General features: G+C 65.1%; 23 protein-coding genes. 7 read left to right on the top strand and 16 right to left on the bottom strand.

Going from position 1 to position 26,043, the window contains the following annotated elements:
* Nucleotides 1-13: 13 nt before the first annotated feature.
* A complete protein-coding gene (gene ugpC, locus G3N97_RS02105) occupies nt 14-1,180 on the bottom strand; it encodes a sn-glycerol-3-phosphate ABC transporter ATP-binding protein UgpC (RefSeq protein ID WP_205991678.1) in 1,167 nt (388 codons plus the stop codon).
* A 218-nt stretch (nt 1,181-1,398) separates the two neighbouring features.
* Here ugpC and G3N97_RS02100 point away from each other — a divergent pair, with 218 nt between their 5' ends.
* Nucleotides 1,399-2,433, top strand: coding sequence for a LacI family DNA-binding transcriptional regulator (locus G3N97_RS02100; RefSeq protein ID WP_205991677.1), 1,035 nt, complete (start codon nt 1,399-1,401; stop codon nt 2,431-2,433).
* Between the two features lie 29 nt (nt 2,434-2,462).
* Here the strand turns inward: G3N97_RS02100 and G3N97_RS02095 are convergent, their stop codons facing one another.
* From G3N97_RS02095 to G3N97_RS02075, 5 genes are all read right to left on the bottom strand, one after another.
* Nucleotides 2,463-3,977, bottom strand: coding sequence for an MFS transporter (locus G3N97_RS02095; RefSeq protein ID WP_346778007.1), 1,515 nt, complete (start codon nt 3,975-3,977; stop codon nt 2,463-2,465).
* Between the two features lie 127 nt (nt 3,978-4,104).
* A complete protein-coding gene (locus G3N97_RS02090) occupies nt 4,105-5,103 on the bottom strand; it encodes a porin (protein WP_241030330.1) in 999 nt (332 codons plus the stop codon).
* 536 nt (nt 5,104-5,639) lie between these two features.
* Complete coding sequence (locus G3N97_RS02085; RefSeq protein WP_205991675.1) at nt 5,640-8,162, bottom strand: glucose/quinate/shikimate family membrane-bound PQQ-dependent dehydrogenase; 2,523 nt, start codon at nt 8,160-8,162, stop codon at nt 5,640-5,642.
* A gap of 156 nt (nt 8,163-8,318) precedes the next feature.
* Nucleotides 8,319-9,422 carry a porin gene (locus G3N97_RS02080; protein WP_346778006.1) on the bottom strand — a complete coding sequence of 368 codons (1,104 nt, stop codon included), beginning with the start codon at nt 9,420-9,422 and terminating at the stop codon, nt 8,319-8,321.
* 399 nt (nt 9,423-9,821) lie between these two features.
* Nucleotides 9,822-10,757, bottom strand: a complete 936-nt coding sequence (locus tag G3N97_RS02075; protein WP_205991674.1) for a LysR family transcriptional regulator — start codon at nt 10,755-10,757, stop codon at nt 9,822-9,824.
* Between the two features lie 143 nt (nt 10,758-10,900).
* Between G3N97_RS02075 and G3N97_RS02070 the strand changes: the two genes are divergently transcribed.
* The 4 genes from G3N97_RS02070 to G3N97_RS02055 all read left to right on the top strand — a co-directional run bounded on the left by G3N97_RS02070 (nt 10,901) and on the right by G3N97_RS02055 (nt 15,378).
* Complete coding sequence (locus tag G3N97_RS02070; protein ID WP_205991673.1) at nt 10,901-12,124, top strand: M20 aminoacylase family protein; 1,224 nt, start codon at nt 10,901-10,903, stop codon at nt 12,122-12,124.
* A 174-nt stretch (nt 12,125-12,298) separates the two neighbouring features.
* The gene (locus G3N97_RS02065; RefSeq protein WP_205991672.1) at nt 12,299-13,516 is read left to right on the top strand and encodes a porin; all 1,218 of its coding nucleotides are present in this window, start codon (nt 12,299-12,301) and stop codon (nt 13,514-13,516) included.
* Between the two features lie 49 nt (nt 13,517-13,565).
* Entirely contained in the window at nt 13,566-13,946 is a 381-nt protein-coding gene (locus G3N97_RS02060) for a BON domain-containing protein (RefSeq protein ID WP_205991671.1), read from the top strand.
* 97 nt (nt 13,947-14,043) lie between these two features.
* Nucleotides 14,044-15,378, top strand: a complete 1,335-nt coding sequence (locus tag G3N97_RS02055; protein ID WP_205991670.1) for an MFS transporter — start codon at nt 14,044-14,046, stop codon at nt 15,376-15,378.
* 30 nt (nt 15,379-15,408) lie between these two features.
* Here the strand turns inward: G3N97_RS02055 and G3N97_RS02050 are convergent, their stop codons facing one another.
* The 3 genes from G3N97_RS02050 to G3N97_RS02040 all read right to left on the bottom strand — a co-directional run bounded on the left by G3N97_RS02050 (nt 15,409) and on the right by G3N97_RS02040 (nt 17,945).
* Nucleotides 15,409-16,086, bottom strand: a complete 678-nt coding sequence (locus G3N97_RS02050; RefSeq protein WP_205991707.1) for a trimeric intracellular cation channel family protein — start codon at nt 16,084-16,086, stop codon at nt 15,409-15,411.
* Between the two features lie 32 nt (nt 16,087-16,118).
* Nucleotides 16,119-17,426 (bottom strand): M20 family metallopeptidase, encoded by a 1,308-nt coding sequence (locus tag G3N97_RS02045; protein WP_205991669.1) that lies wholly within the window; start codon nt 17,424-17,426, stop codon nt 16,119-16,121.
* 72 nt (nt 17,427-17,498) lie between these two features.
* Nucleotides 17,499-17,945 (bottom strand): MarR family transcriptional regulator, encoded by a 447-nt coding sequence (locus G3N97_RS02040; protein ID WP_231957502.1) that lies wholly within the window; start codon nt 17,943-17,945, stop codon nt 17,499-17,501.
* 169 nt (nt 17,946-18,114) lie between these two features.
* Between G3N97_RS02040 and G3N97_RS02035 the strand changes: the two genes are divergently transcribed.
* Complete coding sequence (locus G3N97_RS02035; RefSeq protein WP_241030320.1) at nt 18,115-18,534, top strand: hypothetical protein; 420 nt, start codon at nt 18,115-18,117, stop codon at nt 18,532-18,534.
* Between the two features lie 33 nt (nt 18,535-18,567).
* Here the strand turns inward: G3N97_RS02035 and benD are convergent, their stop codons facing one another.
* From benD to G3N97_RS02000, 7 genes are all read right to left on the bottom strand, one after another.
* The gene (benD, locus tag G3N97_RS02030; RefSeq protein ID WP_205991667.1) at nt 18,568-19,356 is read right to left on the bottom strand and encodes a benzoate diol dehydrogenase BenD; all 789 of its coding nucleotides are present in this window, start codon (nt 19,354-19,356) and stop codon (nt 18,568-18,570) included.
* Nucleotides 19,353-20,396 (bottom strand): benzoate 1,2-dioxygenase electron transfer component BenC, encoded by a 1,044-nt coding sequence (benC, locus tag G3N97_RS02025; protein ID WP_205991666.1) that lies wholly within the window; start codon nt 20,394-20,396, stop codon nt 19,353-19,355. Before benC ends, benD begins: the two co-directional genes overlap by 4 nt.
* A gap of 40 nt (nt 20,397-20,436) precedes the next feature.
* A complete protein-coding gene (gene benB, locus G3N97_RS02020) occupies nt 20,437-20,925 on the bottom strand; it encodes a benzoate 1,2-dioxygenase small subunit (protein WP_205991665.1) in 489 nt (162 codons plus the stop codon).
* Complete coding sequence (locus G3N97_RS02015) at nt 20,922-22,280, bottom strand: Rieske 2Fe-2S domain-containing protein (RefSeq protein ID WP_205991664.1); 1,359 nt, start codon at nt 22,278-22,280, stop codon at nt 20,922-20,924. The genes benB and G3N97_RS02015 overlap by 4 nt, the downstream gene beginning before the upstream one ends.
* 117 nt (nt 22,281-22,397) lie before the next feature.
* Nucleotides 22,398-23,333, bottom strand: a complete 936-nt coding sequence (gene catA / locus G3N97_RS02010) for a catechol 1,2-dioxygenase (protein ID WP_205991663.1) — start codon at nt 23,331-23,333, stop codon at nt 22,398-22,400.
* Between the two features lie 119 nt (nt 23,334-23,452).
* Nucleotides 23,453-23,743, bottom strand: coding sequence for a muconolactone Delta-isomerase (catC, locus tag G3N97_RS02005; protein ID WP_183715603.1), 291 nt, complete (start codon nt 23,741-23,743; stop codon nt 23,453-23,455).
* Between the two features lie 49 nt (nt 23,744-23,792).
* Complete coding sequence (locus G3N97_RS02000; RefSeq protein WP_205991705.1) at nt 23,793-24,929, bottom strand: muconate/chloromuconate family cycloisomerase; 1,137 nt, start codon at nt 24,927-24,929, stop codon at nt 23,793-23,795.
* 196 nt (nt 24,930-25,125) lie between these two features.
* Between G3N97_RS02000 and G3N97_RS01995 the strand changes: the two genes are divergently transcribed.
* Entirely contained in the window at nt 25,126-26,043 is a 918-nt protein-coding gene (locus G3N97_RS01995; protein ID WP_205991662.1) for a LysR family transcriptional regulator, read from the top strand.

The following is a 26,043-nucleotide window of genomic DNA, read 5'->3' as shown; positions in this document are numbered from 1 at the left end:
GATCGCGTTTTTATCAGATCAGCGCTGCGGCCGCCGCCGAACCCGCATCGGCGTGTGTGCGCGCAACGGCCAGCCGCTTGCGCGCGAGGCCCGCTGCGTCGAACAGATGGCAGGCGTCGGCGGGCACGCGAATGCGCAGCCGTTCGCCCACGCCGATATGCGTGTCGCCCGGCGCCTTCGCCACCAGCGTGCCGGCCGCGTGATCGGCGTGCAGATAGCTGTGCTCGCCCAGACGCTCGGCAAGCACGGTCGTGCCCGAGATCGATTGACCTTCGCCATCGAGACGCAGATGCTCGGGCCGCACGCCCAGCGTCACGCGCTCGCCGCGTTGCAGACCGCGACCGTCGACGCTCGCGAGCAGCGTCTCGTTGCCGCCCGCGCAGGCGACGCGCACGCCCTCCTCGCTCACGGCGTCGACCGTGCCGTCGATGAAATTCATGCGCGGCGAACCGATGAAACCCGCCACGAAGCGCGACTTCGGATGGTGATACAACTCGAGCGGCGCACCGCTTTGCGCGACGCTGCCGTACTTCTCCATATCCGCGCCTGCATGCAGCAGCACGATGCGGTCGGCGAGCGTCATCGCCTCGACCTGATCGTGCGTGACATAGACCACGCTGGCGTTGTCGAAACGTTGATGCAGACGCGCGATTTCCACGCGGGTGTGGCTGCGCAGCGCGGCATCGAGATTGGAGAGCGGTTCGTCGAACAGAAACACGCCGGGCTCGCGCACGATCGCGCGGCCGATTGCGACGCGCTGGCGCTGGCCGCCCGAGAGCGCCTTGGGATGGCGGTCGAGCAGCGTGTCGAGTTGCAGGCTGCGCGCGGCGTCGAGCACGCGGCGCTCGATTTCAGGCTTCGGCACCTTGGCGATCTTCAGGCCGAAAGCCATGTTCTCGAACACCGTCATGTGCGGGAACAGCGCGTAGCTCTGGAACACCATCGCCGCACCGCGCTGGGCCGCCGGCACGTCGTTGACGACGCGCCCGCCGATGCGCAGCTCGCCTTCGGTCACCTCTTCGAGGCCCGCGATCATGCGCAGCAAGGTGGATTTTCCGCAGCCCGACGGGCCGAGGAACACACAGAATTCGTGGTGGCCAATCTCGAGATCGACGCGCCGGATCACGGGCGCGTGGTCGCCGTATTGCTTGCCGACGTTCGATAACTGGATCGTCGCCATCTTGTCTCCTCCGGATTTAAGCGCTTAAATTCTACGCTATAAATATGGCCGGGGGCTTGTGCATCGGGCATTTAACCGCTTAAATTGCTGTACGGAGATACCCGGCGCTCATCGCCTTCCCGGCGTGGTGTGGGTGAAAATTATCAAATTCCCCCGGCGACTTGCAACATTTGAGTCGCAGTCCCTGAATGTGGGAAACGACACAACAAAGGCAGCACATGGTCACCCTTACAGAAGTCGCGCGGCGCGCCCGCGTTACCGCGGCCACCGTTTCGAACGTGCTGCGCAATCGCGAGAAGGTCCGCCCGGAGACGGCGGAGCGCGTGCTCAAAGCGATCGCCGAACTCGGCTATCGGCCCAACCTCAACGCGCGCGCGCTCGCGCAGGGCCGCTCGTCCACGCTCGCGCTGATGCTCTCGAACATCGCCAACCCGTTCTATCCGGAGTTCGTGCTGGCGGCCGAGCGCGCGGCGCGCAAGGCCGGTCATTTCCTGATGGTCTGCAACACCGACGACGACGCGCAGATCGGCCGCGCCTACCTCAACCAGATCGCGGGCACCTTCGCCGACGGCGTGCTCGTGATGAACACGGACATTGCCATGAACGAGCTGTGCATCTCGGCGATGCACAACGGCCCGATCCTGCTGGCGATGTGGGAGCACCCGGAAAAACCGCCCGCGCTGCCCTGCGTGGCCGTCGACTTCGCGCACGCGGGCAGGCTTGCGGCGCAGCATCTGCTCGAACTCGGGCACCGCAAGATCGGCATGCTGATCGGCGACGGTTGCGGCGGCTTGCAGGACGCGCGTTCGGACGGTTTTCACGCGGCGCTCGCCGAAGGCGGCGTGGCCTGCGCGGCCGCCGAATTGCAGGTGCGCGACTCGATCGACGCGGGCCACGCGGCCTGCCTGACGCTGATGGCGGCGCACCCCGAACTCACCGCAATCTTCGCGTCGAACGACCTGCTCGCGATCGGCGCGATCCAGGCGCTGGTGGGCATGGGGCTGGCGGTGCCGGGCGATGTGTCGGTCATCGGCATTACCGATATCCAGCTGGCGCATCAGGTGCGCCCCGCCCTCACGACGGTCGCGATCCAGACCGAGGCCGTGGCGGAACTGTCGATCAGCAGCCTGATCCGCCTGATCGGCGAGCCGGTGCAGGCGCCGTCGATGGCGATCGGGCCGCCGCCCCAACTCGTTGTGCGCGACTCCACCGGACCGGTGAAAAAGCGCGCGCGTCGTGCGGCTTCGAAATAATACGGATGCCGAACTATCTGCGTTGACGCTTAGGCGGCGGGCGTCGTACGCCAGCGAATCAATAGCGCAATGACGGCCACGCAGCCGCAGAACACCGCCAGCCAGGAGAGCAGATTCGCGCTGGCCACGAGCGTCGCCTGGGTTTCGAGTTCGGACGCCATGCGCATCAGCTCGGGCATGGGCGGCATGCCGCCGAGATCGAACGGCGTGATGCGCTCGACGAGCCGCGTGCGCGCAATCGCCTCGCCATATTGCAGCCACAGACTCGCCGCGCCCGTGCCGCTCGCGGTCGCGATCTGGCGCACGATGTTCTTGAACGCGTAGGCGTGCTGGAAATCGTCCTCGGCGAAATCGACGAAGGTCATGCCCGCGACCTGCGCCATCACGAACGGCACGGTCAAGCCCTGCAGGAACAGCGCGGGCAGGATCACATCCATCGACGCGCCGGTCATCGTGCGCAGCGAAAGCATCAGGAGCGCGACGGAAAACAGCACGTAACCGAACGCGATATAGCGGCGTTGACCGAACAGCTTGGGCGCGACCAGCGAGAAGCACAGCATCGCGCCGAGACTCAAGGTGGACGCCCATGTGAGCACTTCGCCCGTCACCTGAAAACCGAAGCCGAAACCGCTTTGCAGCAGCGTCGGAATCAGATAATTCCAGAGGCCGTTGAGGAAGTAGTAGATCGCGTAAAACAGAATGCCGACGAGATAGCGGCGGCCAAGCAGCGCATGCGGATCGAGCCAGAGTTGAGGTTCGCGATGCAGCCGCACGAAGGCCGCGCCGATCAGCGCGACGCCCGCGAGCGGCGTGAGCGCGACCGAGGGCGAACTCGCGAATTCATAGAAACGCAGGTCGCCGAGTCCGTGCATGAGCACCATCGCGCCGAGGCCGAAGAGGATCACCACGGGCCAGTCCATCGGATCGATGTTGAGTTCCCAGAGGCCGCCAGCGGGCGTCACGCGATGCGGATACGTGAGCAGTACGAGCACCAGCACCGCGAGCGCAAGCACGACCTGGATCGCGAATACCATCTGCCACGCGGCGCCTTCCACGAGTTCGGCGGCGAGCCAGGGCGTGATCGCCGAGAGCCCCAGCGAGCCGATATTGAAGCCGATGAACAGCGGTCCGCGTTCGTCGCGCGCGGCCACGAGCTGGATGAGGATGCGCGAAGCCGCGAACAGACCGCCCGCGCCGAAACCCTGCACGCCGCGGGCGATCGTCAGTTCGAGCGGCGTATCGCAGAGCATGCACAGCAGCGAGCCGAGGGCCGCGACGAGCAGCCCCACCACGGTGTACGAGCGATAACTGGTGTGTCGCGCGATGCGCGCGAGCATGAGATTCGCCACGCTCGCCATCGCGGCGTAGGACGTCATGCTCCAGAGGAAATCTTCGGGTGAGGCGTGCACGCCGCCGCGGATGTGCGTGCCGGCGATGCCCATCATCGACGAGGCGACGAAGTCCACGCCCGCCGCGCCGCCCAGCGCAACCGTGAACAGGAACACGCGCGTCGGCGAGAAGTCGGGCAGCGCGCGCAATCTCACTGGCGCGCTCCGTCATGGACGCGCGCGCCGCTTGGAGAAACCGGAGACCCGCCGACGATGGTGTGCGTCACGTTTTCTCCTGCGCGCCTCTCCTGGCGCCGCGCTGAAAAGAACCGGGTTGAGCTGGCTAGAAGCGGTCGATCATGCCGAACTGCACGCCACGCACCGTCGCGCCGGGCCACGATGGCGTCAGGCCCGTCACGTTCACGCCGCGCAGCGTCATCTCGCCTTCGCCGCGGTTGCGCAGCCAGCCCGCGCTCGCGTAGAGCAGCACGCGCTTCGAGAGATCGTACTCGCAGGCGGCGCTGAATTGATCCGCGTTGTTGTCGCCGCCCGAGCGGTCGCGCATATAAGTGTAGCCGAGCGAGGCGCGGAAGCGCGCGCTGACGGCATAGCGCGCGGACAGCGAGACGCCGTCGTCGTGATAGCGCGGCGTGCCGCCGTCGCCGTTGAAGAACGACAGAAAGCCCGTGACCGGTCCGTAGACGTACGACATGCCGCCGAGGTTCGCGCGCAACGCGCCCGAGCCGTGCGTCTGCTGATGCGCGTACGAAATGCGGAACGGGCCGTCGTGATAGGCGAAGGTTTCGATGTGTCCGGCGAGGCCGTTGCCGTCACCGTCGCTCGCGCTGCGCAGCGAGGCCATGATCGTCGTGGAGAAGCCGTGGTACTCCGGCGACAGATACGTGATCGCGTTGCTCTCGTACGGCGTGATCTTCGAGAGATTGTTCAGGCCCGAGGCGATCGTGCCCGCGCCGAACGCGTCGAGTCCGCCCTTGAACGGAATGTAGATCGGCGAATACTGGCGGCCCATGCGCAGCGTGCCGTACGGCGTGCCGAGGCCGATCCACGCCTGACGATTGAAGATCGTGTTGGCCACCGCGTAAGTGCCGTCGCCGGAACCGAAGCCGTTCTCCAGATCGAAGAGAATCTTCACGCCATTGCCGATATCTTCCGCGCCGCGCAGGCCGATGCGCGAGCCGCGATACGCGCCCGAATCCATGCGCGCGACATAGCCCGCGCCCGGATTGGTGATTTCGATGCTGGTGTCGATCGCGCCGTAGAGCGTGACCGAGCTTTGCGCGTGGGCGTCGCCGGCATGCGACGCCAGCGCGGCGCACAGCATGAACGCGGAGAGCGCCGGGAACCCGGAAATCGCGCGCGGTGCGAACTGCGCGAACGGCATCAGGCGACGCCCGAAAGAGCGCGCGCGTGAGACAGACCGGTGCGGGCCGAACGGCGCACGGAAGCTTGAATGCATACGGGAAAACAGGAAAACGGCGCGTGCGCGGCTGCGCGGCGCGCGGTGGGAATGGCGGGAGAAGCCGCATGTCGGGCCACGCGATTCACGCGGCCGGAGATGCTGCCTGTTCCGGCGGACTCATCGTATCAAACGACTCGTTTCGACTCCTGAATACTGGCATCGGTGCTCGCAAGCCTGCCAGCGCTGCCACGAAAGCGCCGCATTTTACCGCAGCGAAATCGCATCGCGATCCGCGAATTAACTGTTTGGTACAAATACCACAATCGCTTCGGATACACGAAAGGCCCATGAAATGCCTGCGAAAAGCGCATGAAAAAAGGCGCGGCGCGCCCGGACGGTCACGCTCGAACTGAGCGTTTCCGGCCGGCCGCGCCGCGCCTCCTGTCACCGCTGTGCCCTTACTGCGGCAGTGCGTAAGCGATCACGTAGTCGCCCAGCTTGGTGCCGAACGAACCGTGGCCGCCCGCGGCGATCACCACGAACTGGCGACCGTTGACCGAGTAGGTCATCGGCGTAGCCTGACCGCCTGCCGGCAGGCGGGCTTCCCAGAGCTGCTTGCCGTTGTTCACGTCGAACGCGCGCAGATAGTTGTCCGCCGTCGCGCCGATGAACGCAACGCCGCCGGCCGTGACCATCGGGCCGCCGAGCATCGGCATGCCCATCTTGAACGGCAGCGGGATCGGCGAGCTGTCACGCACGGTGCCGATACGCTTCTTCCACACGATCTCGTTGGTCTTCAGGTCGACGGCCGAGATGTAGCCCCATGCCGGCTGCTTGCACGGCAGACCGAACGGCGAGAGGAACGGGTTGAGCGTCACGCCGAACGGAATCCCGTACTGCGGCTGGATGCCCGATTCCGTACCGCTGCCCTTCGCGCCCGGTTGCGGTTCCTGCGGATTGCCCGGACCACGCGGGATCAGACGCGAGACGAACGGCAGCGCGATCGGGTTGGCGATGGCGATCTGACGATCCGTGTCGAGTGCAATGCCGCCCCACTCGAACATGCCCAGGTTGCCCGGGAACACGAGCGTGCCTTGCAGCGAAGGCGGCGTGAACGTGCCTTCATAGCGCAGCTTGTGGAACATCACGCGGCAGACCAGCTGGTCGTACATCGTCGCGCCCCACATGTCCTTGTCCGTGAGGAGATTCTTCGGACGGAACGTGAGTTCGGAGAACGGCTGCGTCGGCGACGTGTGGTCACCCGGCGCGGCGCCTTGCGGCACCGGCAGTTCGGGCGCCGGCACGACGGTCTCGCCGGTGCGGCGGTCGAGCACGAACAGGTTGCCGGTCTTGGCCGGCGCGTACACGACCGGCACGGTCTTGCCGTCCTTGTCGGTGATGTTCGCGAGCGTCGGCTGCGACGGCATGTCCATGTCCCAGAGGTCATGGTGCGCGGTCTGGTAGAACCAGGCGAGCTTGCCGGTCGATGCGTGCAGCGCGAGCAGGCCGCTGGCGTAGCGCTCCATCTCCGGCGTGCGGTCGCCGCCCCAGATGTCCGGGGTGCGCACGCCCATCGGCAGATAGACGATGTCGAGCTTCGCGTCATAGGCGGCCGGCGCCCACGAGTTCGGCGAGTTCCACGTGTAGTGCTCGCCCGGACCCGGGATCTTGTTCGGATCGGCTGCGCCCGGATCGAAGGCCCACAGGAGCTTGCCCGTGCGCACGTCGAAGCCGCGGATCACGCCCGACGGTTCGCGGTTCGAGAAGTTGTCCTCGACCGCGCCCGCGACCACGATCACCTTGCTGGTGATGATCGGCGGCGACGTCGGCTCGTACATGCCCGGCGTCGTGACCGGCATCGCATGCTGCAGATCGAGCTTGCCGTTATCGCCGAACTCCGAGCACGGTGCGCCGGTTTCGGCGTCGAGTGCGTAGAGATGGCCGTCGTTGACCGGCAGATAGATGCGGCGCGTGCAGGCTGCGTTCGCGGCCGGAGCGGCGGCGAGCGTGGCCGGTGCGTCGCTGGCCGGTGCGGCAGCTTGTGCGGCGGCGTCGGTGGCCGAAGCGCCCGAGGCGGCAGCGGTCGCGCTCGAAGCGGCGGCGTCCGATGCAGCGGCTTGCGCCGGTGCGGCAGCGTCGTCCGATTGCGCGCTCGCCGACAGGTCGACGTACGACACGCCACGGCAGGTCACGTGCTGGAACGACGGGTCCGGCTGCAGCTTCGGATCGAACTTCCACTTGAGCTGGCCGCTTTGCGCGTCGAGCGCGAACAGGATCTGGTGCGGCGAGCACAGGTAGAGCAGATTGCCGATCTTGATCGGCGTGACCTCGTTGGTGATCTCGACCGGATCGTTCGGGCCTTTCAGGTCGCCCGTGCGGAAGGTCCAGGCCACCTGCAGGTTCTTCACGTTATCCGGCGTGATGGTCTGCAACGGCGAGTAGCGCGTGCCTTGCTGGTCGCGGCCATAGGCGGGCCAGTCGGACGGCGCGATGCCGTCGACATGCGCGGCCGGCGTGCCGGTCGACGCGTTCAGCGTGCCGTTGACCGTCTGCGGATCGTTGAAGCAGGCGTACACGAGCACGCCCGCCCAGATCACGAGCGAGCCGACGAGCGTCTGCACGCCGAGCTTGCGCGGCGCTTCGAGACGCCAGCTCACGAGCAGCAGCAGCCACACGCCGAACACGACGAGGACGCCCGAACGCGGTGCGAGCGCCCAGAAGTCGGGCCCCGACTCCCACAGCGCCCAGATCGCGGTGCCCACGAGCACGAGCGCGTAGAGCACCAGCGCGGACGCGCGACGGCGGTACAGCAGCCACGTCACGCCGAGCAGCAGGACGCCGGTGATGACGTAGTACGCCGAGCCGCCGAGCGAAAGCAGGTACGCGCCGCCTATCAGCAGATAGAGCGACGTGAGCGCAATAAAGATTAGGGTGATGACGCCGATGAACCCCGGCGATGATGATTCTCTGGATCTGGACATGATGATCTCAACCTTCTTTTGAGGACGCCGCTTGCCTCGTCTTTCACACAAAGCCGGCGGCGAGGCGCGCCGGCGCGAACGCCGGCGAGTCGTCCAGCCACTCCGCTACGCCCGGAGTGGCCGGCAATGCGGAAAAACACTCCGCGAAAAAAGCCTTTAGAAGACGTGCATCATCCCGACGTACGCGCCGGTCTGCGACTCGCCCACGTTCGGGCTGGTCGGCGAACTCGAATCGCGCGGCGTGGCGAACACCGAGAAGTTGCCGTTCTTGCTGTTGTCCACGTACGCGACGGTGCCGTACAGGAACGTGCGCTTGCTCAGGTTGTAGGTGGTGCCGAGCGCGTAGAGCATCGCGTGGCTGCCCGGGTCGTGCGAAATGTCGCCGCTGCCCTCGCCTACATGAATATAGAAGCCGGCCGCCGTGACGGCCCACTTCGGCGTGGCCTGATAGGTCGCGCCGAGCCAGTAGTGATCGGCCGAGTCGGCCACGCCCACCGGCGAATCCGGCGCGCTGTAATGCGTGTAGGCCGCCTGGATCTTCCACTTCTCCATGCGCAGGTTGCCGCCCACGAAGTATTCGCGCGAGGCGGTGAAGATGTTGGAGAAGCGGCCGTTGGAGTCGCGCAGCTCGTCGTAGATGCCGCGCACGTCGAACAGCGGCGAGTGGTACGTCAGCATGACGCCGTCCGAGCGGCCGAAGTCGCCGTCCGCGCCATTGTTGAAGCCGCTCGTCTGGTTGCCGAAGGCGTACTGGCCTTGCACGTCGAAGCCGTTCCACACCGGGCTGTGGTACTCGACGTTATTGCTGGTCTGCTGCCAGTTGCGCCCGCGCACGAGCGACGCCGACGACACGGCCTGCTGCACGAACGGGTCGAATTCCCAGACGCCGTCGCTGTCGATGAAGAGATTGCGACCGGCCTGGATTTGCCCCCAGGTGTCGTTCTTCAAACCGACATACGCGCGGCGCGAAAACAGTTTGCCGCCGCCCGACGTGCCGTTCATGATCTGCAGCGCGGTTTCGAGGTCGAACAGCGCGCTGGTGCCGCCGCCGAGGTCCTCGGTGCCCTTCATGCCGAGCATGCTGGTGCCCCAGTCGCCGCCTTCCGCGCTCCAGCGGCTCGAGGTGCCGCCGTTGCCGTTTGCAATGTGATTCAGATATTCGATGCCGCCGTCCACGCGGCCATACAGCGTCACGCTCGATTGCGCCGATGCAGCCGAACTGGCTGCGAGCAGCACGAGTGCGCCCAGTTGATATTTCACGTCAGCTCCCAGGTGGATTCTTCTTTCGTTTGTCCGTGCCGTCCGGGCGCTGTCCGCCGTGCCTGACCAGGCAAGAGCGGGAGACGCAAACGGGCCGATCCATCCGCACCGCAGGGTTGTTTTACGCGGCGCCCGGCGGCAACGCAGGGGTGCAATGCGAACCGGCCAGGCACATGGCGTCTAAAAAATATAGCGCGTCATCCGGAAAGGTGCTTTCTGGCTGGTTGCAGCGGGGCGCGACTATAACAGCCTGCGGCAAAATGTGCATTGAAAATTGCGCAATTGGGCAAAACCCGCACGCAGCGGACGTGCGCGACCACGCGAGCGTGCACCGACAGCGCGCCGCGTACCTTACTTTTTCATTTCAATCGTGCGGAAAAGAGAGCGATGGGCGGTGCGTCAGCCACCGCTCAGCACCGTGCCGCCGTGGCCCGTGCGCCCGCGTTCGGCGGCCACGGCGAGGATGCAATCGACGAAATATTCCGCCGGTTTCGTGAGCTGCGCCTCGGGCGGCGAGTAGAGATATAGCTGCAGCGGAGGCGGACGCTGCGGCAGCGCGAGTTCGACGAAGGCGCGGCCCAGCTCGGCCGTTTCGAGCGTATGGCGGGTCCAGGCGAACACGGCGTCGTTGCTCAGCGCGAGACCGTAGAGCAGCCCGTACGAGGTGCAGCGCGTGACGCGGCGCGGCGGCGCGAGCCCTTCGCGCTCGAACATCGCGCGGATGCGCTCGGGGTAATGGTCGGTGGCGTCGGTGTGTATCCACTCGGCGTCCTGCAATTGCGCGAGCGACGTGGCGCGCGCAAACGCACCCTGCGCGCGCGTCACGAACACGGAATCGAACGCGAACAGCGTCTTGACCGCTTCCGGATCGTGCTCGGCGGGATTGGCCGGAAACGCCGCGAACGCGAGATCGAGCGTGCGGTTACTCAGTTGCTCGCGCAACTGGTTGAAGCCCAGCTCGCGAAACTCGACGGTCACGAGCGGCCAGTGACGCCGGAAATCGGCGAAGGCGTCGGCGAGACCCGCCGTGCCCGCGATCGGCGTCACGCCGATCACCAGCCGCCCTTCGCGCTGGCCCTTCAGATGCGCGAGATCTTCCTCGGCGCGCTCCAGTTCGCGCAGCACCGTGCGCGAGCGCCGCAACAGCGCCTCGCCTTCGGCGGTCGGCACCACGCCCCAAGGATTGCGCTCGAACAGGCGCACGCCGCACTCATCCTCCAGATCGCGCACGGCCTTGGTGATGGCGGGCTGCGTCACGTGCAGCCGCCGCGCCGCGCCGTTGATGGTGCCCGTGGCGGCGATTTCGACCAGCGCTCTCAGTTGGTGGATTTTCATGATGCGGTGGATATTACCATCGGTTATCGACATGCCGATTTTTGCTTTTTTATTTCGACCGATCGTCCTTAGTCTGTAACAAACGCGGCCGTTGCACCACACGGCAAACACGGCCGACCGCACCCGGACTTCAGGACAAGGACATGACGCAGCAAATCCCGCAAGCCAACAGCCAGGCCACCGCCGCACCCGAGCGCGCCGACCTGATCGACGCCATCCGCGAACAACAGCAGCCATTTATCGCGATTCGCCACGATATTCACGCCCATCCCGAACTGGGCTTCGCGGAGACGCGCACGGCGCAGATCGTCGCCGAAAAACTCGCGCAATGGGGTTACGAGGTGACGACGGGCGTGGGCGGCACGGGCGTGGTCGGGCGTCTGCGTCGCGGCAGCTCGACGCGCGCGATCGGCCTGCGCGCCGACATGGACGCACTGCCCATTCAGGAGAGCACTGGCCTGCCCTACGCGAGCACCGTCGCGCAGACCATGCACGCCTGCGGCCACGACGGCCATACGGCCACGCTGCTGGCCGCCGCGCATCACCTCGCCAGCGCCGATTTCGACGGCACGCTCAACCTGATTTTCCAGCCCGCAGAGGAAGGCTTGGGCGGCGCCTCGAAGATGATCGCCGACGGTCTGTTCGAGCGCTTTCCGTGCGACCAGGTGTTCGCGCTGCACAACGCGCCCGGCGTGCCCGTGGGCCACTTCGCGGTGCGCCACGGCTGCATGCTCGCGTCGTCGGACTCGGTCACGATCACCGTGACGGGACGCGGCGCGCACGGCGCGATGCCGCAACTGGGCTGCGATCCGGTGGTGGCGGCGGCGAGCATCGTGATGGCCTTGCAGAGCATCGTCGCGCGCAACGTGGAGCCCACGCGCGCCGCCGTGGTGACGGTGGGCGCGATCAACGCGGGCAAGGCGGGCAACGTGATTCCCGAAACGGCCACGCTGCAGCTGTCGGTGCGCGCGCTCGACAGCGAGACGCGCAACCTGCTCGAAGCGCGCATCCGCACGATCGCCGAGTTGCAGGCGCAGTCGTACGGCGCGACGGCCACGGTCGACTATCACGCGATCTCGCGCCCGCTCGTCAACGAGCGCAACGCCACGCTGCTCGCCATCGACGCGATCGAATCGCTGGTCGGCCCGCACGGCCTGATGATGATGCCCGACGCCGTGATGGGCAGCGAAGACTTCTCGTGGATGACCGAGGTGCTGCCCGGCTGCTACGTGCTGATCGGCAACGGCGTGGGCAGCGTGGGCGGCTGCTCGGTGCACAACCCCGGCTACGACTTCAACGACGACGCGCTCGCCTACGGCGCGGCGTGGTTCGTGGCGCTCACGCAACGGTATCTGCGCGCGAGCTGAGGTTCATTCCCTGTTCGATGACCCAGCGATGCCGCGTTCGCGCGGCTCGCCCCGGATCACCACGACTTGATACGGATTCCTGATCGATGGACCGACGGCGGCGCCGCCCCCTGCTTCTCGCCCGCGCGCACCGCTTTCCCCGCAGTTTCTGACCAACCTGAAGAGCTAATAACAATGTCAGCAAGCAGCAACACGTCGTCTTCCCACGAACCCCGGCGCGCGCGGACCACGCGTGCCGCACGTTTGCTCGTCTGCGCCACGGCGCTCGGCGGCGCCTCGCACGCGGCGCTCGCACAGACCTCGGATCTGTTTCTCCTCGACTACTTCCAGGGCATCCCTTACGCGACGACCGGCGCCTACACGCCCGGCGTGCGCCTCTATGGCGCCGTCGACCAGTCGATCGGTTTCACCAAGGGCGCGCAGACCGCCTTCGTGCAGCAAAGCGGCGGCGAATGGACCTCGAAGATCGGCCTGTATGGCGTGGAAGATCTGGGCGGCGGCTATCGCGTGCGCTTCGCGCTCGAAAACGGCTTCGACGCGGCGACCGGCAAGCTGGGCAGCACGAACACGATGTTCAACCGCGAGGCGTGGGTAGGCATCGGCTCGGCGAAAACCGGCGAGCTGAAGTTCGGCTTGCAGGACGACGTGGGCGTGCCGCTGTTCGTCGACGTGTTCGGCCAGGTCGGCACCGTTTCGACGGTCGCGTATCTCACCGCGTGGACCTACGATCTCGGTCCCGGCGCGAGCTTCGAAGCGGCGCGCCTGACCAATGCGGTCAGCTACTCGTCGCCGTGGTTCGGGCCGCTGAACGCGCAGGTGGCGCTCGCGCTGCACGACTCGGGCTCGACGGCGCCGACCATCCAGACCAAATCCATCGCGCTCAACTACTTCGACGGTCATCTGTTCGGCACGCTCAGTTATATCGGCAATTACGGCCTGAACGCGCTGACGACCTCGCAGTACGTGCGCACCGACAACTTCGCGGCGGGCCTGCTCTACGATCGCGGCAACTACGTGCTGTCGGCGGGCTACAGCTTCCTCGCGCCGCGTCTCGAAGGCGACCGCGTGGCCTCGCTCTACACGCTGGGCGCGCTCTATCGCTACCTGCAGCGCAACGATTTCCGCATGGAACTCGCGTATCGCGACGTGGCGGGCGCGGGCAGCCATTCGTACGGCGTGACGCTCGGCTACGACTACAACCTCTCGAAGCGCACGGCGCTTTACGTGCGCGGCTCGCTGATCCACAACACCGGCACGACGCCGACGTACGGCAAATATCCGACGATGCAGCCGACCGTCGATAACATCGCGACGAGCTATACGGGCTCGGAAGGCACGACGGCGTATCAGTCGCCGCATCTCGTGCTGGTGGGCATGTATCACAAGTTCTGAGCAGCGCTTCAGCGAATTGGACGATCGAATATCAACGTGGAGACCTGACATGAAACAGCGAATCTTTTTGCGCCTCGCCGCCGCCGCGCTCTGCGTGACCGCGAGCCTGAGCGCCCACGCGCAGGGCGATAACGCGTCGCAGGCCGGCGCGGCCTCGATGCATCCGGCGACGAACACCACGAGCAAAGTCGCCGACCGCGCACTCGCCAACGACGTGCGTCACGCACTGCGCGCGGCGCGCAAGCAGGGGCTCAAGGCGACATTTATCCGCGTGCGCGCGCACGACGGCGACGTGACGCTCACGGGCGTGGTCGCGGACCAGAAGCAGATCGACTTCGCGACGTCGATCGCGCAAGGCGTGAGCGGCGTGCGCTCGGTCACGACGAAGATCACCATCCGCGACGGCGAAGGCATCAAGGGCAGTCAGTAACGCCCGCGCTTGAACGGAGCCACGCGCGTGGCTCCGGCTTTAACCTGGTTTTAATCCGGCGCCATCGCCGGTCTTGTCATCCGAACAAGGTTTCATCATGAACGTCGCACACGAACGCGCCGCCTCGGGCGCACCGGAAGTCCCGGACGCTTCGGCCAAGCGCACGAAGCGCTCGATGGTGCTCGCCGCCGCGCTCGGCAACGGCCTGGAGTTCTTCGACTTCACCGTCTACAGCTTCTTTTCGGCGCTGATCGGCCAGTTGTTCTTCCCGGCGCACGACGCCCTCACCTCGCTGATGATGTCGCTCGCGACCTTCGGCGTCGGCTTCGTCGTGCGACCGCTCGGCGGCGTGCTGATCGGCGCGTACGCGGACCGCGCGGGACGCAAGCCCGCGCTGATCCTCACCGTGCTGCTGATGGCGCTCGGCACCGGGCTGATCGGCCTCGCGCCGACTTACGCGCAGATCGGCCTCGCCGCGCCCGTGCTGATCGTGCTCGGGCGTCTGCTGCAAGGCTTTTCGGCGGGCGGCGAAGTCGGCGCGGCGACCACGCTGCTGATGGAAGCGGGCCGCGAAGGCCAGCGCGGCAGGCTGGTGAGCTGGCAGATGGCGAGCCAGGGCGGCGCGGCGCTCGCGGGCGCGTTGATCGCGGTGCTGCTCTCGAAGTCGCTGACGCACGAGCAACTGGTCGCGTGGGGCTGGCGCGTGCCGTTTCTGATCGGGCTCGCGATCGGGCCCATCGGCTTCTGGATGCGCTCGCGTCTGGACGATACCTTGCCGGCGCATGCCGTATCCGCTTCGCAGACGAACGGCAGCGCAAACCGCGCGGCCGCTCCGGTGCGCCGCAAGCTGCCGCTGCGCCAGATCGTGGCGGGCACCATGCTTGTGATCGGCGCGACCGGCACGATGTACACCATCGTGTTCTTCCTGCCCGCGTTTCTCGCGCTGACGCTGCATATGCCGACGGCGGCCGCCTCGGCCAGTGGCGGCATCGCGGGCGTGGTGCTGCTGGTCGGTTCGCCGCTGGCCGGGCGGCTCGCGGATCGCGTCAAGCGCCGCAAGCCGATGCTCGCCGCCGGTTCGCTCGTCTCGCTCGCGCTGCTGTTTCCGGCCTTCGCCGCGATTGCCGCGTGGCCTTCGGTGGGCACGGTGCTGGCGGTCGTGCTGGTGCTGGTCGGCCTGATGACGCTCACGAGCCCGGCCGGTTTTCTGATGATGCTCGAAGCGCTGCGGCCCGAGGTGCGGGCGACCTCGCTCGGCATCATCTACGCCGTGGGCGTGACGCTGTTCGGCGGCTTCGCACAGCTCGCCGTCGGCGCGTTGTGGCGCGCGACGGGCAGCTTCTACGCGCCCGCGTGGTACGTGTTCGGCTGCGGAATCATCAGCCTCGTGGGTCTGGTGCTGTTCGAGGAAAAACCGGCAGCCGTGCACTGAGCATGCCGCACTGAGCATGCACGATGTGCCTCAGTGCGCGTCCTGCGAAGCCTCGTCGGCCGCCGCTTTGCGCGGCGGCTTTTTCATGAGATCGCGCGTCTGAAACACCGGCAGACGCCAGCCGTAGTAAAGCGACGCGAGCCGCAGCGCGACGCAGGCGGCGGTGGCCACCCACGGCGTCCAGAACGACGACCAGTCGAAGTACGTGAGCCCCATCTGCACCGATGCGCCCAGCAGCGCCGCCGACGCGTAGATCTCGCGTTCGAGAATCGCGGGCACGCGCGAGAGCAGGATGTCGCGCAGCACGCCGCCGCCCACGGCGCTCACCATGCCGAGCACGATGGCGGTCTCCGCGCTGTTGGTCCAGATCCACGTTTTCTGCGCGCCCGCGACCGCGAACAGGCCGAGCCCGATCGCGTCGAAGAACAGCACCGGATGGCGCAGCCGCCGCACCTGAGGATAGGCGGCGATGGTCAGCGCCGCCGCGAGCAGCGAGACCGCGAGATACGCCCAGTTCGACAGCCCCGCAGGCGGAATCGCGCCGATGCAGACATCGCGCACGATACCGCCGCCGCACGCCACCATGAACGTCACCACGACGATGCCGAACAGATCGAGCCGCCGTTGCCGCGCGGCCACGGCGCCCGAGATCGCGAACGCGAACGTGCCGATCAGATCGAGCACGGTATAGGCCGTGTGGGCGTTCATATGCGCGCCCACGTGCGCGCCCAGCGCCAGGCTCATGCGGCCTCGCTTTCGTGGCCGAGCCACGCGGCGGCCGCGCACAGCATCGCTTCGAGGCCGGTGCGCAAGGTGCCGTCGAGCACCGGCGCGAACTTCGGCGAGTGGTTGCTCGGAATCTCGTTGATCTTCTTCGCGGCCTTCGCCTTCTCGAAGGTTTCGGGATCGGTGCCCCCGATGAACCAGAACGCGTACGGCACGCCCCATTCGCGGCCGAACACGCTGAAGTCCTCGCTCGCCGCCGCGGGCTGCGTTTCATAGGCGCGCGCGCCGAAACGCGCTTCGAAGGCGCTGCGCAGACGCGCCGTGGTGGCGTCGTCGTTGACGGTCAGCGGATAACTCGACAGCGTGGTGAATTCCGGCTCGCGCGGCGCGTTCGAGGCCATGCACTCGGCGCAGCAGATGCGGCGGATCGCGCCCAGCATGTACTCGCGCACGTCCTCGTCGTAAGTGCGCATGTTGAGCTTGAGCGTGGCGTCGTCGGGGATGATGTTTTCCTTCGTGCCCGCCTGCAGCGCGCCCACCGTGAGCACGGCGCTGTCGCGCGGCGAGATCTCGCGCGAGACGATGGTCTGCAGACGCAGCGTCGTCGAGGCCGCCATGATGACGGGATCGATCGAAGTCTGCGGCTGCGAGCCGTGCGAGCCGCGCCCGAACAGCTTGACCTTGAGGCTGTCGCCGGCCGAGAGAATCGTGCCGCTGCGATAGCCGACCGTGCCCGCCGCGCCGACCATCACGTGCTGGCCGAGGATCACGTCGGGCTTCGGAAAGCGCGCGATCATGCCGTCGTCGATCATGCTGCGCGCGCCGCGCCCGACTTCCTCGCCGGGCTGAAACACGCACATCAGCGTGCCGCGCCATGCGTTGCGATGCTGCGCGAACAGGCGCGCCGCGCCCATCAGCCAGGTGACGTGCAGATCGTGGCCGCAGGCGTGCGCAACGCCCACCTGCACGCCTTCGTCGTCCTTCGCCGTGACGCTGCTCGCGTACGGCAGGCCGGTCGCTTCGGTCACGGGCAACGCGTCCATGTCGGCGCGCAACATCACGGTCGGGCCTTCGCCGTTGCGCAGGATCGCCACGACGCCCGTCACGCCCACTTCGCGCGTGACTTCATAGCCGAGCGCTTGCACGTAATCGGCGGCGATCTTCGCGGTGCGGAACTCCTGCATCGAGAGTTCGGGATGCTGGTGCAAGTCCTTGTAGACGGCTTCGAGCTCGGGCAACAAGGCGTCGACGGCAGGCGCGACGGTTTCGACGAGCGGCCTGGAAACCGGCGTGGAAACTGGATTGGCGACCGGAATGGACATGGGCGACTCCTTCAATGACGGCTTCGGATACGGAATAGCGGGTGAGGATGCGGCGCGGGCTTCATGCGGGCTTCATGCGGATGCGCCATCGAGCAGGCTGTCCGAGAGCTTGCCGAGCAGACGGTCGAGCGTCTTGCGCTCGGCATCGGTCAAGGCGACGGCGAGTTCGGCTTCGAGCGCGGCCCCGGCCTTCGCCGACGCCTTCGCGACCTTCTGCCCTTCGGGCGTGCCGTGCAGCGCGACGCTGCGGCGGTCGTCGGCGTGGGTATCGCGGCCGATCAGCCCGCGCGACTCCAGTTCGGCGAGCGTTTTCGACAGCAAGGTCTTTTCGATCAGCGCGCGCTGCGAGACGGCTTTGGGCGTGACGCCCGGCTCCGCGCAGACGATGCGCAGCACGCGCAGCGCACGCACGTCGAGCCCCCAGCGCTCGCGATACACGGCATTGGCGCGCTCGCTGAGCAACGCGCTCGTAAGGTCGAGCCTGAACGTCAGGAAATCGGAATACTGACCGGATGACACGCGCGCTCCCGCAGCCTGGCCGGCGAACCGGCAACGCATCGGAGTATAGTCAAATAGTTGAAAATTTCAACTATTCGGGCGCGGGAATTTGAGTGCCGGATGAAGGCGCGGCATGCGGCTTGCTGCTCGCAGTGATCCGATGGATGACGTGTTTCGATGCGAGGTCGCCATGAAGAAGGCTTTCAAGCTGGCGCTGAGCGCATGCTGGTGCGCGAGTGCGGTTGGGTTGGGCCTTGGGTTGGCATTTGAGCCCGCTTTTGCCGCCGACTCTTCCGATACCGCCACGCCATGCGGGAAGCTTTCAGGCCCGAGCGGCCCCGACGCGCACTTCGTGCTGCGCGACGGCGAGCCGGTCGATTTCAGCAGCGGCGGCCAGACTGCGCACGGCAAACTGCGGCTCTTTCACGAAGGCGCGCTCTATCACGCGTATTGGCAACCGGCCGCGAGCGCCGAGTCATATGCGCTTGCGAACGCCGCGCCGAACGGCGTGCGCCTGATCTCCACGCCGCCGCAAGGCACGCCCGCGAACGACGGCAAACCAGGCGTCGATACGCCGCCTTTGAACGTGCTGTCGTGCCCGAAGTTGTAACGATCAACCGCGATCAATCGCAACCAATCGCGATCAACCGTTGTCGCCGCCCGCCACCGCGAGCACCGCGCCGGTGATATAGCTGGCTTCGTCGGACGCGAGAAACAGGATCGGCGCGATCTGTTCGTCGAGCGTGCCGTAGCGCTTGAAGAAGGTCGATTCCGTCACTTGCTGCACGGCCTCGTTCATCCACGTCTTTTCCTGCTCGGTGTCGCCCGCCGCGTTGCGCGGCACGCGGCGCGGCGGCGCACTGGTGCCGCCCGGCGCGCTGGCGACCACGCGGATGTTGTACGGCGCGTATTCCATCGCCAGCGATTGCGTGAGCGCATTGACGCCGCCCTTGGCCGCCGAATACGGCACGCGCCGGATGCCGCGCGTCGCGTTCGAAGAGACGTTCACGATCGTGCCGCCGCCCCGCGCGAGCAGATGCGGCAGCACGGCGTGGCACGTATAGAGCGTGGGCATCAGCGAGCGGCGGATTTCCGCGTCGATCTGCGCGGGCTCGAATTCCGCGAACGGACGCATGCGGATCGCACCGCCCACGCCGTTGATCAGAATATCGATGCCGCCGAACCGTTGCGCGGCGAACGCCATCGCCGCGTGCGCGCCCTCATAAGTTTCCAGATCGGCGACGAAACCGGCGGTTTGTGCGCCGGGCTGCGCGACCTGCGCCTGCGCCGCCACCTCGGCGACGAAATCCGCGCGATCGACGAACACCACCTTGCCGCCTTCCGCCGCGGCGCGCAGCGCCACACCGCTGCCGATGCCCTGCGCCGCGCCCGTGACGACCACAACCTTGCCTGCGAATCGTTGCTGCATCATGCCGCCTTCGCCGTCGTCGCCGTCGTCGCTGCGCTTGCGTTCGGCGTGAACTTCTCGTAGTGGAAGCTGTGGGGCTTCACGCCTTCGTCGTCGAAAAACTTGCGCACGGCGTCGACCATCGGCGGTGGCCCGCACAGATAGACGTCGACGTCGCCATCATTGAGCGCATTCGCCGGAATATGCTGCGTAACCCAGCCTTTGCGCGGATGCGTCGACGCCGCTTCGGCCACGACGGTCGCGTAAGTCAGGTTCGGCAGTTTCGCGCGGAACGCCTCAATGGCCTCGACCTGCACGAGATCGAGATCGCGCGTGACGCCGTAAATCAGATGCACCTGCTGTTGCGCGTGCGTGCGCGCCAGCACTTCGAGCATCGAGAGGAACGGCGCGAGTCCCGTGCCGCCCGCGAGAAACAGCAGCGGGCGCTGCACGTCGCGCAGATAGAAACTGCCGAGCGGTCCGTGCAGATTCAATTTATCGCCCGCTTGCGCGGTTTCGAGCCACGTGCTCATCACGCCACCGGGAATTTTCTTGATCAGAAAGCTGATTGTCGATTCGCCCGGCGCCGACGAAAACGAATACGAGCGATGCTGGCCGCTGCCCGGCACATCGATATTCACGTATTGACCGGGCAGGAAAACGGGAGCATTGGCGTCCACGTTCATTTCGAGCACCACGGCTGCGTCGTTGTGCTGCTCGACTTTCGAAACCGTGGCGGCAAACTGGCTCTGCCCCGTTTTGCACGCGGTGGATGACGAGGGAATCGCAATCACGCAATCGCTTTGCGGCACCATCTGGCAGGTCAGCACGAGACCGCCGTCTTTTTCGTTGTCGCTGAGCGCGTCTTCGATATAGTCGTCGCCGAGATCGTAGCTGCCGCTTTCCGCGCGGCATTTACAGGTTCCACAGACGCCATCGGAACAATCCATCGGCAAATTGATCTTCGCGCGAAATGCGGCGTCGAGCACTTTTTCTCCGGCCTTGCAGTCGATGAAACGCGTAACGCCGTCTTCGAAATTCAGTGCGATATTGAAACTGGACATGGGAACCTCCTCTACTGCCTCTGATACGTTGCGCCCGACATCACACGTGATAAACGTCGAGCACCTGCCGGATATAGTCGTTTTTCAAAACGATCTTCTTATAGGCAATCAGTAATTGATCGCCCGAGCGGCGCAAGGTGACGAACATCGTGCCGAAGAAGTGATCGGTGACCTTGTAGCGATGATTGAGCGTGTGAAAGTTGTAGCGCACGTCCACTTCGTCGCCGCGATCGGCCAGCACTTCCACGTTCGTGACGTTGTGGCTCGTGCGCGGCTCCGGTGTCGACGCGCCGCTGCGCTCGGTCTTGATGCGGAATACGCGATCTTCGAGGCCGCCCTTGTCCGGGTAGTACATCAGCGAGACCTGGCTTTCGTGGTCGTCGGTCAACTGGTCGTCGTCGTCCCAGGCGGGCATCCAGTAACTGACGTCGTCCGTGTAGCAGGCGAGCCATTCATCCCACTGACGGTCGTCCAGAAAACGTGCTTCGCGATAGAGCGCCGCGCAAATCGTTTGATATTCGAAGCTCATGCCGGCGTCTCCTCGCTTTCCTTCTTGAGCGCGTCGCGCATAACGTTCACCCAGTATTCGTGCTGCACCACGAACAAGCCTTCGTCTTCGCTGCGCTCGCCGGAAATGAGCGGATTCAGGCCCATCTTTTTCGCGTTGTCGTCGGCGCCTTCGACCCACAGCGGCGCGCCGCGCGAGAGATCGTTCCAGAGTGCGGTCGTTCCTGCATAACCGTTCTGGCACGCGCGGAATTCTTCAAGGTCGTCGGCCGTGCCCATGCCGGACACGTTAAAGAAGTCTTCGTATTGACGAATGCGCGTGGCGCGGTCCTCGGCGCTTTCGCCTTTCGGCGCAAAGCAGAAAATCGACACTTCGGTTTTATCGACACTGATCGGACGCACCACGCGAATCTGCGTGCTGAACTGATCCATCAGAAACACATTCGGATACAGGCACAGATTGCGCGTTTGATTGACGATGAAATCGGCTTTCGTTTCGCCCACGCGCGCCGTGATTTCGTCGCGCTGACGATAAACCGGGCGCACCTCGGGATTCATCGTCTTGGTCCACAGCAGAATATGGCCGTGATCGAAACCATAAACACCCGCCACCGATTTGCTCCAGCTGTTCGCATCGACGGCCTGCGTGCCGTCTTCCTTGCGGCGGCCCATGGTGGCGGCGTAATTCCAGTGCACGGTGCTGACGTGATAACCGTCGCAACCGTTTTCCATCTGCATTTTCCAGTTGCCTTCGTAGACATACGAGGAATTGCCGCGCAGCACTTCGAGACCTTGCGCCGCCTGATCGACGATCTGGTCGATGATCACGCGCGCTTCGCCGAGATAATCTTCGAGCGGCATTACATCCGCGTTGAGACTGCCGAACAGAAAGCCGCGATAGTTCTGGAATCGCGCGACTTTCTTCAGGTCGTGCGAACCGTTCTTGTTGAATTGCACCGGATATTCGGTGGTCTTTTCATCTTTGACTTTCAGCAGTTTGCCGGTATTGGCAAACGTCCAGCCGTGAAACGGACACGTGAAGCTGCCTTTATTGCCATGCTTGCGTCGGCAAAGCATCGCGCCCTTGTGCGCGCAGGCATTGATGATGGCGTTCAGCTCGCCGGTTTTATCACGCGTGACGACCACTGGCTGGCGGCCGATCCACGTGGTGTAGTAATCGTTGTTGTTCGGCACCTGGCTTTCATGCGCCAGATACACCCAGTTGCTCTCGAAGATGTGTTTCATCTCCAGATCGAACAACGCGGGATTCGTAAAGATATCGCGACGGCAACGGTACACACCGGCTTGCTTGTCGTCCTGCACCGCAGTGGCTAACAGGTGTTCCAGTTCGTTGGCTTTGTCGATGGTGGCGGACATGTTTTCTCTCCGTAGGCGCGAGCAAGCTCCTGCACGGCTTTCGCGCATCGGTGTGCATTGATTCTCGCGGAACCCCGAACGGCGACGGTGGCGTGGCACCGTCGCGCTGGCGGGCGATTACGCCGTCGCGGCTGCGCGCGGGCGATTGACGATCTGGTTGTCCTTGCCCTGCACCAGCGTGGTCAGGGAAAAGTCGAACGCAATTTCCTTGTAGGCATCGGCCTTCAGGCCCAGCGCCGCGCCGCCGGTCTTGTCGACGACGTGAGGAATCAGTTCCTCGCGCGTGGCGTAGGCGAAGTCGTCCCAGATCAGCGGATCGCCTTCGATGTTGAACTGCGTCGTGAGCTTGCGGTGGCCTTCGCTGGTAACGAAGAAGTGCACGTGCGCCGGACGGTTGCCGTGGCGCGCGATGGCGTCGAGCAGTTGCTGCGTCGCGCCTTGCGGCGGGCAGCCGTAGCCGACCGGCATGAGCGTGCGGATTTCGTACTTGCCGTCCGCGCCGGTGCGCACCGCGCCGCGCAGATTGAAGTCGTCCTGTGCGCCGGTCGGGTCGAAGTGCGAGTAAAAGCCCTTCGAATTGGCGTGCCAGCATTCGACCACGGCGCCCGCCACCGGCTTGCCGTCCGGACCGTTCACAGTGCCGTGAATGACGAGCGGGCCGGCGTCCGCATCCGGATTGATGTCGATCTTCGAAACACCCTCGCGCACCGGCGCGCCGGCCACATACAGCGGGCCTTCGATCGTGCGCGGCGTGCCGCCGTCGAGACCGACCGCTTTATCGGCGGCATCCATGCGGATGTCGAGATATTTTTCCAGACCGAGACCGGCGGCCAACAGCGCCGCCTCGCCGTCCTGGCCGAGTTTGTTCAGATAATGGATGCCGGCCCAGACTTCGTCCGGCGTGATGTCGAGATCGTCGATGGCTTTGAAGAGATCGCCGAGCAGGCGGCCGAGCACCTGCTTGAAACGCGCGTTGCCGCCTGCGCCTTCTGCGTTGGTGGCGGCCTTGAGCAGGTCCTGGACTTCTTTCGTGTCGAACACTTTCACGTTCATGATCACTGTCTCCACTGAATCTTTTAGCGGGGGAAATTTTTAAGGGGCGTGCACGCCCTCTAATGAATTGCGTTACTCAGGTTCCAACCGGTTTTCAACTTCGACTCACCGACTCACATTCAAATATCGTTTTCGCGAATCGACGACGGATGACGGCACAGCGGCGTCACCGAAATCTCCATATACGGAAACAGCGGCAAGGCAGTCAGAATGTCGTGCAATTCCGCATTGCTTTCGACATCGAAAATGCTGAAATTCGCGTATTCGCCCACGAGACGCCAGATGTGGCGCCACTTGCCGCTGCGTTGCAGATCCTGCGAATACGCCTTTTCGCGCGCCTTGATTTCGTTGGCGACGTCGGCGGGCATATCGGCCGGAATCTTCACGTCCATGCGTACCTGGAAAAGCATCGTTGACTTCCTTTATCTGAAGCGGAAATTGCGTGATTGAGCGCGCGATCTAGCGCGTGACCTTGATAAGTCCGTCGCGCGTGAATCGCTTGACCTTCGCTTCGTCGAGTTCGATGCCGAGTCCCGGGCCGGTCGGCACGGTCAATTCGAAATCGCTGTAATCGAGCGGCTGGGTCAGAATTTCCTCGGTGATGAGCAGCGGGCCAAACAATTCGGTGCCCCACTGCAGATTGGCGAAACTGGCGAACAGATGCGCCGAGGCCGCGGTGCTGAATGCGCCTTCGAGCATGGTGCCGCCGTACAGTTCGATGCCGGCCGCGTCGGCGATCGTCGCCACGCGCTGTGCTGCAAAGAGGCCGCCGCTTTGTTCGATCTTGATCGCGAAGACGTCCGCGCCGTGCTGTTTCGCGATGTCGAAGGCGCTTTCGGGGCCTTGCAGAACTTCGTCGGCCATCAGCGCGACCGGGAAGCGGCGCATCAAACGTCCAAGCGCCGCCGCCGACGCCACCGGCTGCTCGACCAGTTCGCAACCCGCGTCGGCAAGCGCCGGAATCGCCCAGGCGGCCTGGGTTTCGCTCCACGCCATATTCACGTCCACACGCACCGCCGCGCGATCGCCAAGCGCGCGCTTGATCTGCGCGACGTGCTCGATATCGGTCTTGACCGCCTTCGCGCCGATCTTCAGCTTGAACACGCGATGACGGCGCGCGTCGAGCATCGCTTCGGCTTCGGCGATATCTTTGGCCGTGTCGCCCGAGGCGAGCGTCCACGCCACCGGCAGCCGATCACGGCGGCGACCGCCGAGCAGTTCGCTCACGGGCACGCCAAGGCGCTTGCCCTGCGCGTCGAGCAAGGCGGTTTCGAGCGCGCTCTTCGCGAAGTGCGTGACCTTCACGAGCTTGCCGAGATGCGCCATCAGATCCTGAATGCGCGTGGCGTCCTTGCCGATCATGGCGGGCGCGAAGTACGCGTCGATCGCGAGCTTCATCGCTTCCGGGCTTTCCGGCCCGTAGGCCATGCCTGCGATCGTCGTGCCCTCGCCCACGCCGATCACGCCGTCGCTGCACAACACCTTCACGAGCATCAGCGTCTGGCCGTGCATGGTGGCGACCGAGAGCTTGTGCGGGCGGATCGTCGGCAAATCGACGAGACAGGTTTCGATACGTTCGATCGTCGCGGATTTCATGGCGGCAACGGCAGGAGTGGAGTTCATGGAATGGATTTATACGCGCCGCCCAAAGGGACCGTCCAATACTTTTGGGGCTGCGGCTTCATACCTTTGAGGTATAGTGATGAGGTCAAATACGAGGGAAAACCCGTATTTACCGGATAAATTCATGCTCGCGAGGTATTGTCGCCGGGCAAATCGGCAGGCGGGATTTATGGAACTGAGACATCTGCGCTACTTCGTGGCCGTGGCCGAAGAGCGCAATTTCACGCGCGCCGCGCAGCGCTTGCACATCGCGCAGCCGCCGCTGTCGCGGCAGATCCAGCAGCTCGAGGAAATACTCGGCGTGCAGTTGTTCGAGCGCGACGCGCGTCCGCTCAAGCTCACCGACACGGGGCGTTTCTTCTATCAGCACGCGGTGCAACTGCTCGCGCAGACCCACGAACTCGAATCGATGACGCGGCGCGTCGGCAAGATCGAGCGCGGTCTCACCGTGGGTTTCGTCGGCTCGACGCTGTACGGCATGCTGCCGAAGATCATCCGGCGCTTTCGCCAGGAGAATGGCGCGGTCGAGCTGAGTCTCGTGGAAATGTCCACGATGGATCAGATCAAGGCGCTCAAGGAAGGTCGGATCGACGTCGGGTTCGGGCGCATCAGGCTCGAAGATCCGAGCATTCGCCGCGTGGTGCTGCGCGAGGAGCGCATGATCGTGGCGCTGCCGCTCGGGCATCCGCTGATCGACGCAAAGCCGGAGCTTTCGCTGCACGACCTGCTCAACGAAACCATCATCATCTTTCCCAAGCATCCGCGCCCGAGTTACGCCGACCAGGTGCTCGCGGGTTTTCACGACCGCGGACTCGAACCGATGCGGATTTACGAAGCGCGCGAACTGCAGATCGCGCTGGGACTCGTGGCGGCGGGTGAAGGGATTTCGATCGTGCCGAGCAGCGTCTACGGCCTCAAGCGCGATGACGTTTCCTACAAGGATCTCGACGACAAACAGCTCGTTTCGCCCGTCATCATGAGCATGCGCATGCTCGACGAATCGGCGGATATTCGCCGCATGCTCGAACTGATCTACGTGCTCTACGGCGAAGCGAAAATGGAGCACGTGGCGCCGGCGGCGCGCTGA

Origin of the sequence: Paraburkholderia sp. Ac-20347, from assembly GCF_017104805.1 — a bacterium.
In the GTDB taxonomy this organism is placed as follows: domain Bacteria; phylum Pseudomonadota; class Gammaproteobacteria; order Burkholderiales; family Burkholderiaceae; genus Paraburkholderia; species Paraburkholderia tropica.
The sequence above is the reverse complement of the archived record's forward strand: the minus strand, read 5'-3'. Positions and strand labels throughout refer to the sequence as shown.